This window comes from Pantoea sp. PNT03, from assembly GCF_014852515.1.
GTDB classification, from domain to species: domain Bacteria; phylum Pseudomonadota; class Gammaproteobacteria; order Enterobacterales; family Enterobacteriaceae; genus Pantoea; species Pantoea leporis.
The window spans coordinates 710,686-727,298 of record NZ_JACVBT010000001.1 but is presented as its reverse complement, the minus strand read 5'-3'; the positions used below and the strand labels follow the sequence as shown (position 1 = coordinate 727,298).

At 54.6% G+C, this 16,613-nt stretch carries 12 protein-coding genes and 1 tRNA gene; 1 reads left to right on the top strand and 12 read right to left on the bottom strand.

From position 1 onward, the window contains the following. Positions 1-12: 12 nt before the first annotated feature. Positions 13-1,419, bottom strand: coding sequence for an alkaline phosphatase (gene phoA, locus IB226_RS03415; protein WP_192233590.1), 1,407 nt, complete (start codon positions 1,417-1,419; stop codon positions 13-15). Positions 1,420-1,663: 244 nt separating this feature from the next. On the opposite strand from phoA, the gene IB226_RS03410 reads away from it, so the two are divergent. Further along, positions 1,664-1,751, top strand: a tRNA-Ser gene (locus tag IB226_RS03410). A gap of 118 nt (positions 1,752-1,869) precedes the next feature. Here the strand turns inward: IB226_RS03410 and IB226_RS03405 are convergent. The 11 genes from IB226_RS03405 to IB226_RS03355 all read right to left on the bottom strand — a co-directional run bounded on the left by IB226_RS03405 (position 1,870) and on the right by IB226_RS03355 (position 16,579). Further along, a complete protein-coding gene (locus IB226_RS03405) occupies positions 1,870-3,219 on the bottom strand; it encodes a VasL domain-containing protein (protein ID WP_192233589.1) in 1,350 nt (449 codons plus the stop codon). Positions 3,220-3,253: 34 nt separating this feature from the next. Beyond that, positions 3,254-3,709, bottom strand: a complete 456-nt coding sequence (tssE, locus tag IB226_RS03400; RefSeq protein WP_137386000.1) for a type VI secretion system baseplate subunit TssE — start codon at positions 3,707-3,709, stop codon at positions 3,254-3,256. Then, on the bottom strand, positions 3,706-4,242 hold the full coding sequence (gene tssJ, locus IB226_RS03395) for a type VI secretion system lipoprotein TssJ (protein WP_192233587.1): 537 nt from the start codon (positions 4,240-4,242) through the stop codon (positions 3,706-3,708). Before tssJ ends, tssE begins: the two co-directional genes overlap by 4 nt. Then, positions 4,220-5,287, bottom strand: a complete 1,068-nt coding sequence (tssG, locus tag IB226_RS03390) for a type VI secretion system baseplate subunit TssG (protein ID WP_192233585.1) — start codon at positions 5,285-5,287, stop codon at positions 4,220-4,222. The genes tssJ and tssG overlap by 23 nt, the downstream gene beginning before the upstream one ends. Then, positions 5,251-7,005 carry a type VI secretion system baseplate subunit TssF gene (tssF, locus tag IB226_RS03385; protein ID WP_192233583.1) on the bottom strand — a complete coding sequence of 585 codons (1,755 nt, stop codon included), beginning with the start codon at positions 7,003-7,005 and terminating at the stop codon, positions 5,251-5,253. The genes tssG and tssF overlap by 37 nt, the downstream gene beginning before the upstream one ends. 63 nt (positions 7,006-7,068) lie before the next feature. Then, positions 7,069-8,640 (bottom strand): type VI secretion system protein TssA, encoded by a 1,572-nt coding sequence (gene tssA, locus IB226_RS03380; RefSeq protein ID WP_192233580.1) that lies wholly within the window; start codon positions 8,638-8,640, stop codon positions 7,069-7,071. Continuing rightward, entirely contained in the window at positions 8,640-12,020 is a 3,381-nt protein-coding gene (locus IB226_RS03375) for an ImcF-related family protein (protein ID WP_192233578.1), read from the bottom strand. The genes tssA and IB226_RS03375 overlap by 1 nt, the downstream gene beginning before the upstream one ends. After that, positions 12,020-13,507: a hypothetical protein gene (locus IB226_RS03370; protein ID WP_192233576.1), complete on the bottom strand. Its 1,488-nt coding sequence runs from the start codon at positions 13,505-13,507 to the stop codon at positions 12,020-12,022. Before IB226_RS03370 ends, IB226_RS03375 begins: the two co-directional genes overlap by 1 nt. Next, a complete protein-coding gene (locus IB226_RS03365) occupies positions 13,459-13,722 on the bottom strand; it encodes a PAAR domain-containing protein (protein WP_137386007.1) in 264 nt (87 codons plus the stop codon). Before IB226_RS03365 ends, IB226_RS03370 begins: the two co-directional genes overlap by 49 nt. Before the next feature lie 95 nt (positions 13,723-13,817). After that, positions 13,818-15,809, bottom strand: a complete 1,992-nt coding sequence (locus tag IB226_RS03360) for a DUF3274 domain-containing protein (protein ID WP_192233574.1) — start codon at positions 15,807-15,809, stop codon at positions 13,818-13,820. Continuing rightward, positions 15,806-16,579, bottom strand: coding sequence for a hypothetical protein (locus IB226_RS03355; protein WP_192233572.1), 774 nt, complete (start codon positions 16,577-16,579; stop codon positions 15,806-15,808). Before IB226_RS03355 ends, IB226_RS03360 begins: the two co-directional genes overlap by 4 nt. Between the last annotated feature and the right edge of the window lie 34 nt (positions 16,580-16,613).

The following is a 16,613-nucleotide window of genomic DNA, read 5'->3' as shown; positions in this document are numbered from 1 at the left end:
CCGTTATCCTTGCTACTTCAACCCCATCGCATCCTTCAGGGTAAAGAACAGATCGGTCTGATCGGTCAAGCCCACCACGTTAGCCGCATGCGGGCCGTACGCCGCAATGCGCACCTGCGTGCCGGTGTGTTCCTGCGAATCCTCTTCTGAATTGCCGTAGCTGATGGTCATCACCGCGCCATCTTTGGTATTCACCGCCTGCGTCAGACCCGGCGCTTTGGTGCCGTTTTCCACGATCTGGCTGCTGTGCGCGTGGTCGGCGGTCACCACCACCAGCGTGTCGCCATGTTCGCGCGCAAAGGCCAGCGCCTGCTGCACCGCTTCATCCAGATCGACGGTTTCACCAATCTGACCGCATGGATTGGCCGCATGATCCTGCTTATCAATTGACGCGCCTTCCACCTGCAGGAAGAAGCCTTTCTCATTAGTGCTTAGCAGATCGATGGCTTTTTTGGTCATCTGCGCCAGCGTCGGTACCGAAGCCGGACGCTCTTTATTCACTTCACAGGTCACCACCGGCTTATCAATGTTGCCGTGATAGCTGGCTTTCGGTCCCTGCCAGCGCACCGGCATATTGCCGTCGGCAAACAGGCCAAGCACCGGTTTACTCTGGTCGGCCTGCTGAATGGCGTTCATGCTATCGAGATTATCAACCCACTGATAACCCAGCGCCTGTGCCTGTTCGCGCAGGGTTTTACCCTGATACTCGCCAGCTTTGGCGGTTTCACTAAAGGATTTTGCGCCGCCGCCCAGCGTGACGTCCGCACGGGTTTTTAGCATCTGCTCGGTAATCGATCCTTTACCGCCCTGCTCCAGCGCGTTAGTCGGGCACAATTCGCTGGTTTTCTCCGGGCCGTAGCATTTGCGCGAGGTGACGTGCGCGATCAACGCTGCTGGCGTGGCATCCTGCAGTTCAGCAGTGGAAACGTTGCCGGTGGCTTTACCGGCGGCTTTCGCCAGCTCAAGAATCGTTACCTGATCTTTGCCGTTCACGTCGACGCCAATCGCGCCGTTATAGGATTTGGTGCCGGTGGCCCACGCGGTGGCCGACGCGGCGGAATCCGTCACGTAATTCGGCTTGTGGGTTTTCTTATCCAGTGAATAGTGCGTGTATTGACCGGTGAGCGGCAACGCATCAAGGCCGGGGAAGAAACCGCCGGCGCCCCGCGCCTGATTACGCGCGGCGGTGATTTCCGAATCTCCCATGCCGTCACCAATCAGCAGAATCACGTTTTTTGCGGTGCTATTACTTAATGACGCTCTTAGCGCTTCGGTCTGGTCGCCGGTGAGACGACGCGCGCCGCCGTGCTCGGTGACATCGCCGGTAGCAGCGCGGGAATAGTGTGCATCGTCTGCCACTGCTGATGTCGCGATCAGAGAAGCCAGCAGCGTAACCGTAAAGAGAGGTATCTGTTTCATTTATAAGCATCCTTTTTCATAGATATAACTAAATGTTTCCGCGGATAAGTCTGCGACAGTGCGGTGACATTTTTGTGACAGAGAGGGAATGATTTGATGACAGAATCACCATGATGAGCAGGCTAACGGCAATACGCTCAGAGCTTAAGCGAATAGAACAAAAGGAGAAAATAGCGCTTGACCCTTTTCAGCGATCTCCCTATAGTAGCGCCCCGTTGACCCAGCGCGGTTGACAAAAAAATGTGGTGAGGTGTCCGAGTGGCTGAAGGAGCACGCCTGGAAAGTGTGTATACGGCAACGTATCGGGGGTTCGAATCCCCCTCTCACCGCCACATTCTAAAGAAGAGCCTGAACGAAAGTTCAGGCTTTTTTTTTGCCTGTTTTCTGCAAGGAGGATTCAAACCCCAGCAGAGTTTGATAGCTGCGAATACCGGTTGGCTGCGGATTTTGCTAGTCCTGCTCTTTTGACGATGTAGCTATCGTTTGGTAACTGGCGATAAGCTGCTTCAGGTGCATTTCCGCTTGTGTTAACTGATTCTGTGTAGCGTCATCGTCCGATTGCTGCAACACGCGCAGTTCCTCTTCCAGTGGCACCGTTACGTTGAACGCCTGCGTCATATTGTAGACCGCTGTTTTCAGTTCGCTCACCGTCAGATATTTGCCGCGCTTCTCGTCAAGTCCATTCAGGCGCTGCGACAACGCGTTGAGCTGCTCCATGCCCTGTTGCCATCCCTGCATTTTATCTGCTGGCATTGCTGCCGCGTTAAGCTGCTTGTTCCAGCGTGCGCTCATCGTTTTAACCGCATCCGAATCAGGCCACACCAGGCTGGCCTGCATTACCAGCGCATTACCGAGCTGCAGATTCCAGTCCGGCGATACGTTTTGTAGCCGGTTCAATTGCTGCTGCGTTTGCTCCAGCCATGCCGCTTCGTTTAGCCATTCGGCGGGATTCGCTTGCAGCTCAGCCATCATTTCCGGTGTAAGAGGCGCAGGAAGTGGTGATATTGAAGCCAGTAATGCCTGCTGCAACGGAGATTCCTGCTCAGTTTTTTGCACAACCAAATAGCCTGTAGCGGCGATGAGTGACACGCTCAGCAGCGTCGCGCCCACGCCACTGATAAATGCCCGATACCGCAGCCGCCGCAAATCGGGTGCAGGCGCACCCGCAGAAGGAACATACACCCAGCCGCTGACTTCTGCACTTGCTAACGCCAGCGCGGGCTTCTCAATCGGAACGACTTCAGGCAGCTTGGCCACAGCATCAGATGTTGAAACATCGCAGTGTTCCAGCATCACCACCGCACTCCGAATGCGGTCCAGCAGCGGATCAATCTGACTAAGCTGACGCAGTTCAAGACGTTGCAGATGATCGCCGACTTCGCTGAGCAAGCGCGCCGCCTGGCTCAGCGCCGTCAAGTCTGCATCGGTTATCGTTTGAGTACGCAGGAATTGCTGCAACCGACGGCTCAGTCCCGCCAGCAGTTCGATACGTGAATGTGCCGGTTGCGGCCATAACGTCGGCCAATCGCGGGTAATCAACGCCACCAGCACCGCCAGGCCTTCTGTCATACCTGCCGTTCCTGCCGTGTTCGCACGCGATAGCGTGTACCAAATGGCGCTTTGCAGCTCGACGCCGTTTTTTTCGAACAGCGTTAAACAGAGCAAGGAGACATGCGGCCAATCGACATCCGGACGCGCCGGGTGCGTGAGTTTCTGCATTTCCTGACGCAGCGCAGCATATTCTGCCAACGCACGTGGATCGCCGCCGGTTTTGACGAAGCGAGGTTGAGATGAAGTCATTGCTGTGTTCCAAAAGCCCTAATCAGGCAAAAAATTAAACAGATGCCCTGGCATCCAGATATTGCTGCTGTTTCATATGGCGGATCATCACGCGCCCTTCCGGCATAAATTCGGTGCCGAAGCGCACCAGCCCGCCCTCTTTGAGTTCGGCATCAATGGCATAGCGCAATTCGCCGGGCATGCTTTGTTCCAGTAACACCACATCAATGCGCTTCAGGCGTGGCTCGTATTTCAGCAGCACCTCAGAGAGTGTATACAGCAGCTGATGCGCGGTGCCGGGCATGCCCTGCAGGATACGCGTCATATCGGGCAGGCCGTAATCTGGGATATGCGACAGCGATCCGGCGCGAGTATTGAGGATGCGCTGCATGTTATCGAGCACGGAGAGGATCACCTGATCCTGTTCCTTCACACGGTCCAGCTCCAGCCCACCCGCGAAGCTGCCTTTCAGCAGCTCATACAGAGAAGGTTGATGGTTGCCGCCACTCATGGTTTTGCCTCGCTGATCAGGCGCAGGCTGTTGCTGTTTAATTCAATCACGCGCGCTTTATCCGGGTCTAAATCGTTGCGCTCCAGCACCAGCCGCCAGCTGTTTTTCGCCATATCCGGCTGCTGGAACAGCGCGACTATCGCGACAAATTTAGCTTCTTTTTCCATCGGCATATTCAGCGACACGTCGCCGCCCGGCGTCAGCACCACATCGCGGTCGGCGAGGAGTTCGGCTTTGAGCACGTCCGCCGCATCGCCGGTCAGTTGCTGATACACCGCGCCGTCAAACGCTTTGCGCTCGCTGAGCTGGAACACGCGCACCATCACCGGCTGCGACAGCGGATTATGCTCGCGGCTGTCGCTGTTGAGGCTTTCACGCGCGCTGAAATCCAGATGCAGGGTTTTGATCTGCTTGTAGAAAATCGCGTCAAACGCCGCGACGGATCCATCGGTGACTTTCTGCTGCAAACCGCAGCCGCCAAGCAGCAACAGTGCGCTGCACATCAAAATTTTAATCAAAGTGGTAACTGACACGTCGCTGCTCCTCGCAGGGTTTGACCGGGCGCATGCCTGCATAGCAGCCCAGTTCGGTGGTAAAGGTTTGGGGGATGTCGCTGCACGCTTCGTCCGCGCCCAGCACGCCGGTCATGCCGAGCCAGAACGGCGCATCGCCCAGAACCGGCGGGGCCAGCAGCTGCGTATCCAGACACAATCGAATACGCGCCCGATAGCGCCAGCCAAGATACACCCGCAGCATCACCAGAAAATCCTGATACAGCTGGCCGTCCGGTAGCCAGCGTTCGGCCTCATCCGCGCAGGCGGTTTGCAGTTCGATCAGCAACTGGCTGTTGGCATCCATCGCCTCATCGCCGAGCGGCGCGTTGCCATCCAGTACGAACTCGCATTCCAGCGGATGGCTAACCGGCACCGGACGCAGACAGTGCGGCTGCACTGTCACCGAGGTGTTCGGCGCAAGCAACCGCACCAGCGCGCGAATGCCCTCTTCCGTTCTGCCCGGCTGGCGCATGACGCCGAGTAGCGCCAGAAAGCGTGAAACCGGCGTGGCGATATGCTTGCCGGTGCCGGGAATGCCCAATCCCACCAGCCCGAGCAGCGACTGCGACGTACTGTCGCCACCGCCCGCCTCAAAAGTTGCCGGATACGAGTATTTGCGCCAGATGCGATAAAACTGCGTCAGGATGCGGTGGTTAAAAATATCGAGAAAACCCTGCAGCGCTTCATGCCCTTCATCGCGCTGGGTAATGTCATCGATATAGCTTCCCGGCAGCGGCGAATCCACGCCGTACAATCCGAGGAAAGTGGTGCGCACCACCGGCGGCGCAGCGGCATCGGCTTCGTTGTACTCAAACGCCTTCAATTCGCCCGCCGGAAACCCCATGCCGGGATGCGGTAATAGCCGCACCGCGTCGTTTTCCGGCTTGCTGGTGCTACCGAGCGGCGGCTTATCTTTATGCTGATGCTCAATCAGCTGACAGAAACGGTAAAAGTTCAGCCGCGTCAGCTCCTGCTCCAGTCGTGGCGTCAGCCGGAGATGCGGCGATTGTGCTTCTCTTCCCATTCGAGGCGCTCTCCGGTTGGCTGCAGGATTAAAATCAGACGGTTAAACAGGTGAATGTCGGTATACAACGCGAAGAAGCGGCTGAGCATTTCGCCAAACAGGCAGATATCGCCGCTGCCGGCAAAGCCGCTGCTGTCGAGGGTGATTTCAATCTGCACGCCGCGTAGAAGATAACCCTGCTCAAAGCGTTCGGTCTCTTTGTGGCAGACGTGCAGAATCGCTTCCAGGCGACGGCGGTTCATTTCGCTGTGCGTCCAGTCGTACAGCGCCAGCGTGCCGCGCAGCACCTCGGCGTTATCCATCATCCACAGAAAACTCGAACCGAGATGGCTCAGCACACGCCAGTGAAAGCGGTCACGATTGGGCGGATAGCACGGCAGCGTCGGCGCGCACAGGTTGCGCACCTGCATCGCCACGTCGGTGCTGCTGACGGCGGTATCCAGCAGCGTGCTCTGCAGCGCGCGGCGAGGCAGCTGGCCGTTGGTGCCGGTGACGCTCACCGACAGGCTTTCATGCTCCGGCAGGCTGTGATTATCAAAGGCTTCGCCACCGAGGATCATCCAGGTTTCATGCAGCCCGGACGGCCCGCGCCGCACGCGCGTGTGGAAGTAATGTTCCGGCGCTTCGTGACGCAGCATGCCGCCTTTGTGGCGGAAGCTGCTGAACGGCACGTACGGCAGACCTTTCGAGGAAATCACCGAATCCACCGAGTAGATTTCGGTATGGCCGTCCTGCACGCGCATCGGGCGCAGCATATATTCGGTCTGCAGGCCGTTGATCATCAGCGGATCAGATTCCATCGCAAACAGGTTTATCACCGGCACCGCGTTGAGGCGCAGATGTTTTTCACTAAACTGAAAATCATGCTCCCAGCGCTCGGCCAGCACCACGTCGAGTTCAAACCACGGCAGCGACGCGGGCAGTGCAATTTGCTCCAGCCCGCGCAGATTCACCGCCATAAACTTCTCACGGAAGGTGAAGTACTCCAGCAGCAGCTGATAGCCGCTGAAGCTGCCCTCGTCGCCCGGCCACAGCCGATCTTCCTCGCTGAAGCCCTGCGCGCTGAAGTGCCCGTCAAAGCGGCGGCTGTCGGTTTCACCCGGCAAACGCAGCGCGATGCTGGCGACGTTAAGCGTCAATGCTTCGTGCAGCGCACAGGCCAGCGGCGCATCGGCATTGAGATAGAGCGGAATGCGGCTGACATCGATACGGCTCCAGTCGGCCAGCGCGCCGCCGTTAAAGCGCAGGCGAACAACTGAACGTCCGGCGGCATCGGTGGTTAATTTTGCCAACTCCAGCGCCAGCGGCAGCACCTGCACGTCGCGCGTGGTGGTGTAGCGACAGCGCGTGCCTTTTTCCCCTACCGGACGTGAGATTACTTCAAAGCCGCGTGCCAGCCGCATCGGCTCCTTCATCTCGCGCCAGTCGGGCGTGAACTCCACCACCGACATCGACGGAATGGTGCGCAGATAGTGCGGCCACAGCAGGCTGACCAGACCTTCGGTCAGTTCCGGCAGATCGTCGTCGAGCTTTTCACGCAGGCGACCGACCATAAAGGCAAAGCCTTCGAACAGTCGTTCAACGTAAGGATCGCGGGCGCCGGCTTTGTCGAGATTGAGCATCGCCGCCTGTTCAGGGTGAGCGCGGGCGAACTCTTCGCCGGCTTCCTGCAGGTAGCGCATTTCAGCGTCGTAATAACGCAGGGTTAAATCGTCCATGGTATTCACATCAGTAATGTGCCGCCCGAATCAGTCAGGCGGCAGGAAGTTAAAAAGCAGAAGTCAGCTGCAGAGGATGGCGGCCCTGACCGGGTCAAGCGTGATCAGACCGGATAACAGCGTGTCCATTTCCGGCTGAATGCGGGTACGTTCACTTTCGCTGCGCGCAGCCCGGGCGCGCAGCAGCTTCAGCCGCCGGGCGCGCACTTCGAATAATAAGGTTGGTTCCCACTGCGCAAGCGTCAGTGCTCCAGCATTTTGATTGAGTTCATCCAGCAGGTGCAGCGCCATATCACTTTTGCCAAACTGCTCGCACACCCGCGCCATCAGCAGACGTATTAACCACTGATCTCGCGAACTATTGGTGCCCGGACGCATCTGCAGCCAAACAAGCGCAGCTTCCACGCTCTCTGTTTCCGCTTTTTCCACCGCTTCACTTTCCAGTGACAGAATGTCGTTGTCCGGCCCGACAAACGGCGTATCACTTTCCATTAAGCCCACGTCGCCCATCACTTTCTGCGCGATCCAGTTGCGCGTCACCTCATCGGCAAACGGTGTGCCGTCTGAATACGAGAGCGTTTCCAGTCCCGGCAGCCTTGATAAAAGTCCATGCAAATCCTGCTGCACAATGTTCGCCAGCGCCGCTCCCTTGTCCTGACGATTCAGCGCTTCACAGGCGTACCACTGAAGATCGAACCACACGTGATTGATGGCCTGCGCAAACAGCGAGTCCGTCAGTTCCAGCAGTTCCGTCCAGCTTTGCTGCAGATACAGGCGCTTAAGGTGCGCACGGTGATCGGGTTTTGGCGGCGGCAGACGCGTATTGCCGCCGGTTCCAAGCGCGGGAAGATTGAGGATGGTATCCCAACGTACGCTTTTCATCAGATGGTGGGCGGAAAGCCAGCCGCCGGGCTGCTCGCGCAGGTAGTTTGCCAACACTTTCGCCTGTGCCTTCAAAGTTTCACCGGAGTTAACCGGCGCGAGTTCAGCAAGCGACGAATCATCCACGTCCGTATGTGTCGGGCTGTTGAGTGGCACCATCGCGCTGGCACCCCCGTTCTGAGCTAAACGCAGCTCCAGTGCGCGCAACAGCGGCTGAAGCCCGTTGCGTTCATCTTCATTAAGTGCATCTTCAATCAGCAGCAATGCACCGCTAATGCGGCAAACCCGCGCGACATCGGCTTCCGGCCATAACGTCAGGCTGTCGAGCATTCTGGCGCTGCCCAGCCAGGCCAGCGCGCTCTGACGGCTGCGGCTGCGCTGCGGATGAAGCTTTCCACCAAACTTATGCAGCGCGGCAGCCAGCAGTTCCAGCCCTTCCGCCAACCCCTGCTCGCCGTCCTGATGCAGTCGCGCCCACGCGTAGAAGGTGATCACCCGAATGTCCTTGCTCACGGTTGTCAGCAGCGATTCAGACAGGCGGGCGATATTGTCAGTATCAAAGCCGGAAAGCTTGTTCACTTCTTCGCGGATCTGCATGAACTGATCGTCGTAAGCCGGATCGTCTCCGGCGGGCAACGCTTCACTGATGGGTTCCAGCCAGCGCGCCCAGTCGCTTCGGCGCTGTTGTGTATCGGTTTTCAGCGTGGACTCATCCACGCCGCAGGCGTGCACCAGTTCCGTCATTGCGCTCATTATTCTGCTCCCTCCATGTCGGTAGTGACGTCATCCGTAACGGCGTCGCGCGGCGCCATCGCCTCGGAGGCACTGGCAGCATCGACGCTAAATATTTCCGTCGGCAGCGTAAAGCCGCGCAGGCGCAGCAGCGCCAATGGTCCGTCGCGCATCTGCGTGCGCAGCACCCACGTCAGCGTGCGCTTATCCGGCGTGGTAAAGCTCAGCAGCCAGCGGCTGCGATCGAGACGTTCACGTTTTGCCTGCTCCAGCCAGCGGATAAAGCCCCAGGTGCCGGGATAATCACCGTAAATCTGCGCACTGCTTTTCACACCGTTCCAGGTCAACAACGTCCCCGGCTTCAGGCTGTCGCCCGGCCAGCGCATCGCCTGCCACGTCGCCATCTGGTTGAAGTAGCGTAGCGGCTGGCCGTCGAGCATCAGCTGGGTTTCAATCACCTCCGGCGCGGCGCGGCCCTGCAATTCAAAGCTGATTCCCTGTGTGCCGTCGGTAAACAGAATATCGGACAGCTCGCGCAGCTGGTTCACCGCCTTGAGGAAGGCGGGATTGAAGGTTAATCCTTGGCTGTGCGCCGCATCCGGCACCCAGTTGCTGCCCTCTTTCTGCAGTACGCCGCCGAGGCGGCTGCTGAGGAAGCTGTCGATACGCCCGGCATCGCGGCGGATAAACTCCGCCAGCATCGGCAGTGACGTGTCACTTTGCCCGGCGGCAAACGGATAGCGACCGTCAAACGCGGTGCGCCAGTTTTCTACGATGGAGCGCTGCCACTGCGCGTTCAGGCTCACCGCCGACGGTTGCAGGATGGTTTCCCACGCCTGCGTCAGCGGCTGCACGAACATCGTCTGGCCAAAGCCGCTCCACTCTTCGCCGAGGCTCGCCGCCATCAGGCTGCCGTATTGCTGCGTATCAGTAAGGTCAACGCTTTTGCCCTGGAACACCGTCTGCGCCAGGGTTTGCAACATCTCTTGTGGATCCGGGGCGGCAGCGACCTGTTGCAGACGCAGGCGCACGCGCGTGATGCGGGTTAAGTAGGTTTGCAGCGTCAGGCTGCTGTCGGCGGCCATCAGCTGCGAGCCGCTGTTTTTGCCGGTCAGCGCCAGCAGCGGGCCGAAAGTCACATCAAGCGGGCCTTCCGGTCCGGTAGCTTTCTGGCTGATAACCGGCTTGTCTTTCTGGCCGATCAGGTCTGTGGCCGAGTTGATCAGTGTGTCTGACAGCGCCTCGCGCAGCTGGCCGGTCTGCCCCTGCCACGCCAGCGTGTTCATCAGCGCAATCAGCGGCGACTGGCGCACGTCGCTCATCAGCGTTAACTGATCCGTGACGTCGGCGATATTCTGGGCCGGATTGAGCCGGATGTCGTTGAGGAAGTTGAGCCAGCTGGCGGCGAAGTCACTGAAATAGCGCTCAGTTAACCGCGCCTTCAGCGCCTCCGGAGAAACTTCCTGAGGCACGGCGCTGCGGGTGTCGCTGAGCACCCAGTCGATTTCATCGCGCCGGGTGTTGGCCGCTTTCTCAATCTCCTGGCGCACGCCGCCTTCCCACGCCTGGCGAGTAAACACGCCCGGAACTCTGTCGTCACTGCTGAACAGCCAGCGCATATCGGTGCCCGGCGTCATATCTTCCAGCGTCAGGTCGGTGTAGTTGCGGCGCACGTCGCGCAGGACGTTCTGATACAGCGTCATCTCGGCGTTGCGCTGGCCGGTCTGCAGCAGCAGCACCTGACGTACCTGACTCAGCAGCGACGCATTGGGTTTGATGCGCCAGCCGGGCTGGGACGGCAACGACGCGGCATAGAATGCCCACAAATCCGGGGCCAGCGTCTGCCACAACGACGTTGAAATGCCTGGATATTCTGGCTGAACGGTCGCCATGGTCTGCGCATAAAACGCCGGTTCGGCACGCTCCGGGCGCGCCATCATCAGCCAGGCCTTTAACTGCTTATACCCCGGCTGCGCCAGCGTGGCGCGCAGTGGGCTGGCGGCGGGAAGGCTGGCCAGATAGGTCAGCTTCTCTTCCAGCGCGATGCGCGCCGGTTCGTGGATCAGCCGCTGTGCAGCAACGCCGTACCACGGCAGCAACGCATCATGCAGCTGCTGCGTGTGGTTAATGCCGAAGCGCTGATACCAGGGCGCGCCGTGCTCCAGCCAGTGCTGCTGCTGACCGAGATCGTTACGCAGGCCGTGCAGCGCAATGAGCTGCGCATCATCAACCTTCGTTGAATTCACCAATACTACGGCTTTATCCGCCGCGCTGACAATCTGATGACGGTTGAACAGCGAAGACGCCAGCATGCCCGCGCCAGCGAGCAGCATCAGGCTCATCAGCGACCAGGCCAGCACCTGATCCCACGGCAGCCCGGTGCGACGACCTCTGGCGTGGTCTGACGCGATACTCTGCCAGAGCGCGCTGTCGGTTAATGCATGAGGATGCACGCTGTCCAGTGCAGGCTTTGCTTCCGGCAGGCTGAACATCAGACCACGCAGTAAACTGCGGCGCGCCGGGTCCAGCCACGGCGCTAAGCGCTGCTGCCAGGCCTGACTTTCACCGCTGGCAAGCTGCTGCGACAGACGCAGCAGCCAGTCGTGGCTGATGTTATCTTCCACCTGAGCCAGACCGCGTTCACGTAACGGAGCGACCAGGCTTTCGAGCTGTTGAGTAATATTATCCGGTAGCGCTTTTGCTGGAAAAACAGCCCCTACCACGTTGCTTTCACGTTCTGGCTGCGGCCAGTCACTGTGACCGAGCTGCCAGATCCACACCGGCGCACGCCAGCGCAGCGCGGTGGCAATCTTCTCCAGCGAGCGCATCGCTGCATCGCTTTTTTGTGGTGTCAGGGTGGAATTTGAATCCTGAACCAGCATAATGCCGTCCAGCGGACGGCTGCGGCGCAGCATGCGCAGCGCGGCGTATTTTTCAGCATCTAACTGAGCATCGAGGCTACCACCGTAAATAAGAACCGTCCGGTTACCCTCCATCCACACATTTTTGCCAAGTCCCGGTACAAGCTGGCTGATCGCGGCGTCGTCGCCGACCACCAGAAGCAGACGAACTTTGCTGCGCCAGATGGGGTTGTAGCGTGAGCGAAGATAGTTGCTCATATCGCTCGCCAGGCATGTGGAAGCAGTGGCAGAGGCAGGCATATCTTCTTTTTTGTCACCCGATGGCCTGACCGGGACGCCCGCATTCAACGGACTGAATAAGAAGAAAATCACCGTACATATCAGGCACGCGAGAAAAACAAATCCCGTCAACGGTAACCAAAACTGACGGGTGGTTGCTTCAACGGGTAAGGCTTTTAGCTGGGATAGCAGGAATAAAAAAAGCAGTAAAACGGACACGGCAACGAGCCCGTACCCCAGCAGACGAAAGAAGTTTTTCATTATTTTTTATTCCTTTCGTGCTCACCGGCAGCACGGAAAAATCCCGGCAGCAGCGCGCTGGCCACCACCTTTCGTAACGCGAATGCCAGACCCGGTAAGGTCACGCCAAGTACGGCCAGTAAAGTGATCGTTCCCCACCACGAAAATAACCAGACCGGGAAGGCAAAACCTAAAGACCAGATAAGAAGAGTATTAAGCAGCACCGCCAGCATCATTCCACCGGCAGGGAAAGGCGCGGCCTGCGCCCGTTCGGGGGAAGTGTTCATCAGCGGCATTTTCCTGCCAGCCACCATCGCCCAAGCCTGCTTATCATCGGCCCACACCAGCCACTGGCTACCCATGTCGTAATTGACGGCTTCGATTGCCGCAACGGGCATCAGCCAGCCGGCAAGGTGGCCGTAACGATCGCAGCCTTCATCAAAATCAATGAGTCCCGCCATCGGCGCGGAACTGCGAAGAGACAACGGCAGTTCAAATACGGCAGACGTCAGTTGCTGACGCTGAGGGGCGGTGAGTCCGCTGAACCACACCAGCCCAACAGATGAAGATGGTTGCTGGTTCATCTCTTTAAGCTCTTTTAGCTCGGCTGAGAGTTCGCTGGTTTGCAGCGGCATCGCCCGAAAGACTTTTACGGTTTCTCTTTGCTGAACAGCAGAAAGCAGTGACGGGGGCGCGAGTAATAACGCGCTGGCAAATTCAGCCAGGGTTTCATTTACCTGACGATAATGGATTGCCAGAATCAGTACCGGGTTGTGCGATGCCAGCAACTGGTTATTCCAGAACTCAAAAGGATACTCAGCGGGCAACACATGAAAGGTGGGCGTCCACGGCAGTGCATGCTGTTTCCACAGTGACGCAACACGCTGCTTTTCCTGCTCCAGAGAGGCGGCCGAGGTCTGGATGACAACGGTGAGCGCACCACCGGGATACCAGTTTGCTAACGATAGTGCTAACTGCTTCAGCAGCGCCTGGCTAAGCTGCTCAAAGCGTGAAATGCCGGGGATGAGCGCTTCACCGGCCAGCAATGTGGTGGGTTTATCAATAACGTCTTTTTTTGCGACCAGCCCTGTTAACTGAGGGACGCAATCCGTGCTCACCGTTAAATTTATCTGATTAACCACGCACAGATGCTGATGGGCATGCTGCTGCCAGGCGGCATGCACATTCAGTCGCCAGCTGTTCCAGTAAAAAGCTTTCAGAGCCTGAACTTCCCAGCCTAATAAATACACCGTCAGGATTGCCATCACACTCACCAGCATCGCTGCGGCCAGCGGCAGCCAGGCTCCGGATGAAAGGGAAGACAGTTCTTCCGCTGAACCAGAAAATAAAAGCCAGGCAACACTGATTAATACGCAAAAGAAAATAATAAAAAAACAGATCCACGGAGAACATGCGCTGGCGGGTGTCCGCTCAGGCACTTCCGGTACTGACCATCCCATTAGCCGATCTCCATATCCGGCAGGCTGGCGATAACCACCGAGCCACATTCCGTTTTGCAGCCATGTATAACGATCCCACGACCATTTTCTTCATAAGATGCAATATCGCATTCGATAATACGGTTAGTGCCATGTAATGGGCAGGACACCGTATCATGCAGCAGGGCGGCATTTTTTCCCTGAATATCGAAAGTAGATGATGCAGATGTGACTTTGCCACCGTGAGACGTAGAATCTCCCAGAATGACTGCAAGCTTGCCCATTATTATGACCTATATTTTATTTACTGAATGGCAGGAGGATAACCAGTTAATAATATAGGACATGCCATCCCATACATTTTAAATATGAAGTGGCATCATCCTGATTTAATTGATGTGCGTGAATTAAGTTTTGTATTAATTTCATACCATTCAGCCTTTCTCTTTTCGAGTTCTACATCTGAAATGGTTTCTGTGAATATTTCAGCTGGAAGTGGGGGGATGTTTAGCTGGCCTGTTTCAAAATAAGTGTCATATCCCTTAGTCCAGTCTGCCATATCACGCAACTTTGCCATAAAATTCTTATCCCAAGTAGCATCACAAAAACCAATAGGCAAATCATAGGTAACAACCCGTCGCATAAATTCAGGGCTGTTAGGTAATGTACTGTGATCGGTTGGCTGAGAAATATAAGCACCTACGCGAATACGTCTCTCCTCATCAGTTTCAAGACGCATCACTGGCTCACACTGAGGGAATGCTTTACCTGATGGTTGATAAGCACCGGTTGGTACTTGTTTTTTAGGGTACAGCACAACAAAGTTATTAAACGTATCATCATTTGGAACAACAAATGACTTATTATCTTCGTCATTTTTTTCAGAAAATTGTCCCCAACCCTTTCCCTTATGGGACATGGGCTTTTCATCCCATTCACTACCATCACCTGGGCGTTTCATGTCAAAACCGATCATTTCATCAGACAGAATAGGATCGGGAACTTCTTCTGAATTAATATTAATGGTCTGATATTTTGGCGTAAAATATGTTGGATAATTTCCGCCATCATCCCAAAAAGGTTTTCCGTCAGGCAAAGGCCAAAAGGGGGTCTTAGAATTCGGCGCGGCTCCACAAGAAGTAGAACGTGCCATTATTCGTTGAAACAAATGGCCTTCGTGGGCAGTAATTAATTTATGTGGCTGTTGCTCCAACCCATTATTTGGCAAACCTTGCCATCCAAGGCTTAATAGTGGAGATGACCCCATGACTCTATCATGCGGATTGCAATAGATATATAGTCTACCATGATTATCTCTCTCTGAGATCTGCCGTCCCGATATAGATGTATGAGATATATCTGGTGTCCATGGTTGATTGTCAGAAGATTTACCAACAAACAATTCATTATATTTATCTGATTGCAAGAAATTAGAGCGTTCAGCTATTTTATTTATAATTGCCTCAAGAGTCTGCTCGCGTGCGGTGTCTGTAATGATCTCTTTATCTTGTGTAGAAAATTTATCTGTAAGTTTCGGTTCCATTGCATAAGGTGAATTCAAAATGAAAAGACTATCAGGTGCTTTCTTGGCAAGAGACGTTGCTGCAAGAGCAATCATGGTTCCCTGACTATGAGATATTACACTAACAGTGTCTCTTGGAAATTCATCACGGATAGAATCCATCAAATCAGCCAAGCGCTTTGCTGCATGTGCATAATATTTCCTTGGTGGTGCAGTCTTGAGCAAACGGTCAAAGTCTGGTGCAAAATCCTGCACTTCCAGACCTAAATAACGCATCCTCTCATTAAATCCGACATCACTCCAAAGTGATACCAAATTATTTGTTCCGTTTTGGAATGGCCCTCCTCCCCAGAACCAAGGGCCTTTCCCTCTCAATTCTTCTAATTTCAATCCTTTTTCTTTAAGAAGATGGTAGTCTTCATTATTTTTATTAACTAACGGTATTTCATATGTTCCTTCTTCACCATCAACTGCTCTATAACCCCAATAAAAACGAACCACCGGGGAATTAGCCTCACCCGCATTAAGCAACACTCGATCCAATTTATAACCTTCTAAATCAAATATATTGTCACAGTTATATTTATTAGGAATCAGTTCAAAAGATGTTGATTTTAAACCCAAGCGTTCATTAAGCCCTTCACATATATTTCTTTCTGCTGTTGAATACCACTCTCCAGTGGAATTAACACCATGCACGAATAAAATGATCCCAGGGTGATGTATAGGATGTTTACACTCTGCCCTTACTTTAATACTTTTTGGAGACGGACTGCTTTTAAAATAAGGATTCCCGTTATCGCCAAGAAAACAATTAGACTCGCGAGTAGGATCGTTCACTTTATTCATTTCATAACTCCACTACTAGCCTTTAAATACCTAATGCTTCGAGGTTTGATATTGTCATCACAGTGGAATCGTTCATCAATTGATTGCGCCTCAATTTTGAAATCTGGGTTATCAATCCATTTGCCAACCTTATCTTTACTTCCGATGGATATTATTCGCTTTAATAATTCCTTGTGAATTCTATCCTGTATATAAACTGCATCATTGGTAACAATCACTGTATCACTTGGAAGTATATTTTCACTTATGTGCGACTTAGCCCCCTCTCTTAAACTTTCGCTAACTATATAATGCTCAGAACTCCCATACTTATAGTTAACAAAACGATGGGGGTATGAAATTAAATCATCACCTGCAGCATAGATAAATTTACCATTAAAAGATAAAACATCATTCTGTCTACTTATTGAGAATTCATCTTGAGGATTTTTATCGTCACCTTCCAGCCCAGCGAGTATCTTTATTTTTTTATTTGTATCATTGTAATACACAAGCCCACCACTGTAACAACTGACATAATTCTCTAAAGTAAAGAAGCGATGATTGTCTATGCGATAAACCACTTGCGGGTCAACATCGATCTCAACACTCCTGATAGCCCGACCGCCCGAACCACTTGGAAAGCCATAACCAAAACTTCCACCTACAGTAGCTGCTATCACAGGTAATACAAAATTCCAAACAACAATCATCACCACTGCAAGAGAAATTAATATAACTAATATTATTTTCTTTCTTCTGCTCATAGTTTTACTTTCAGTATTATCCATTGTAATACCCCAATATTATTTTGATACCGGATTA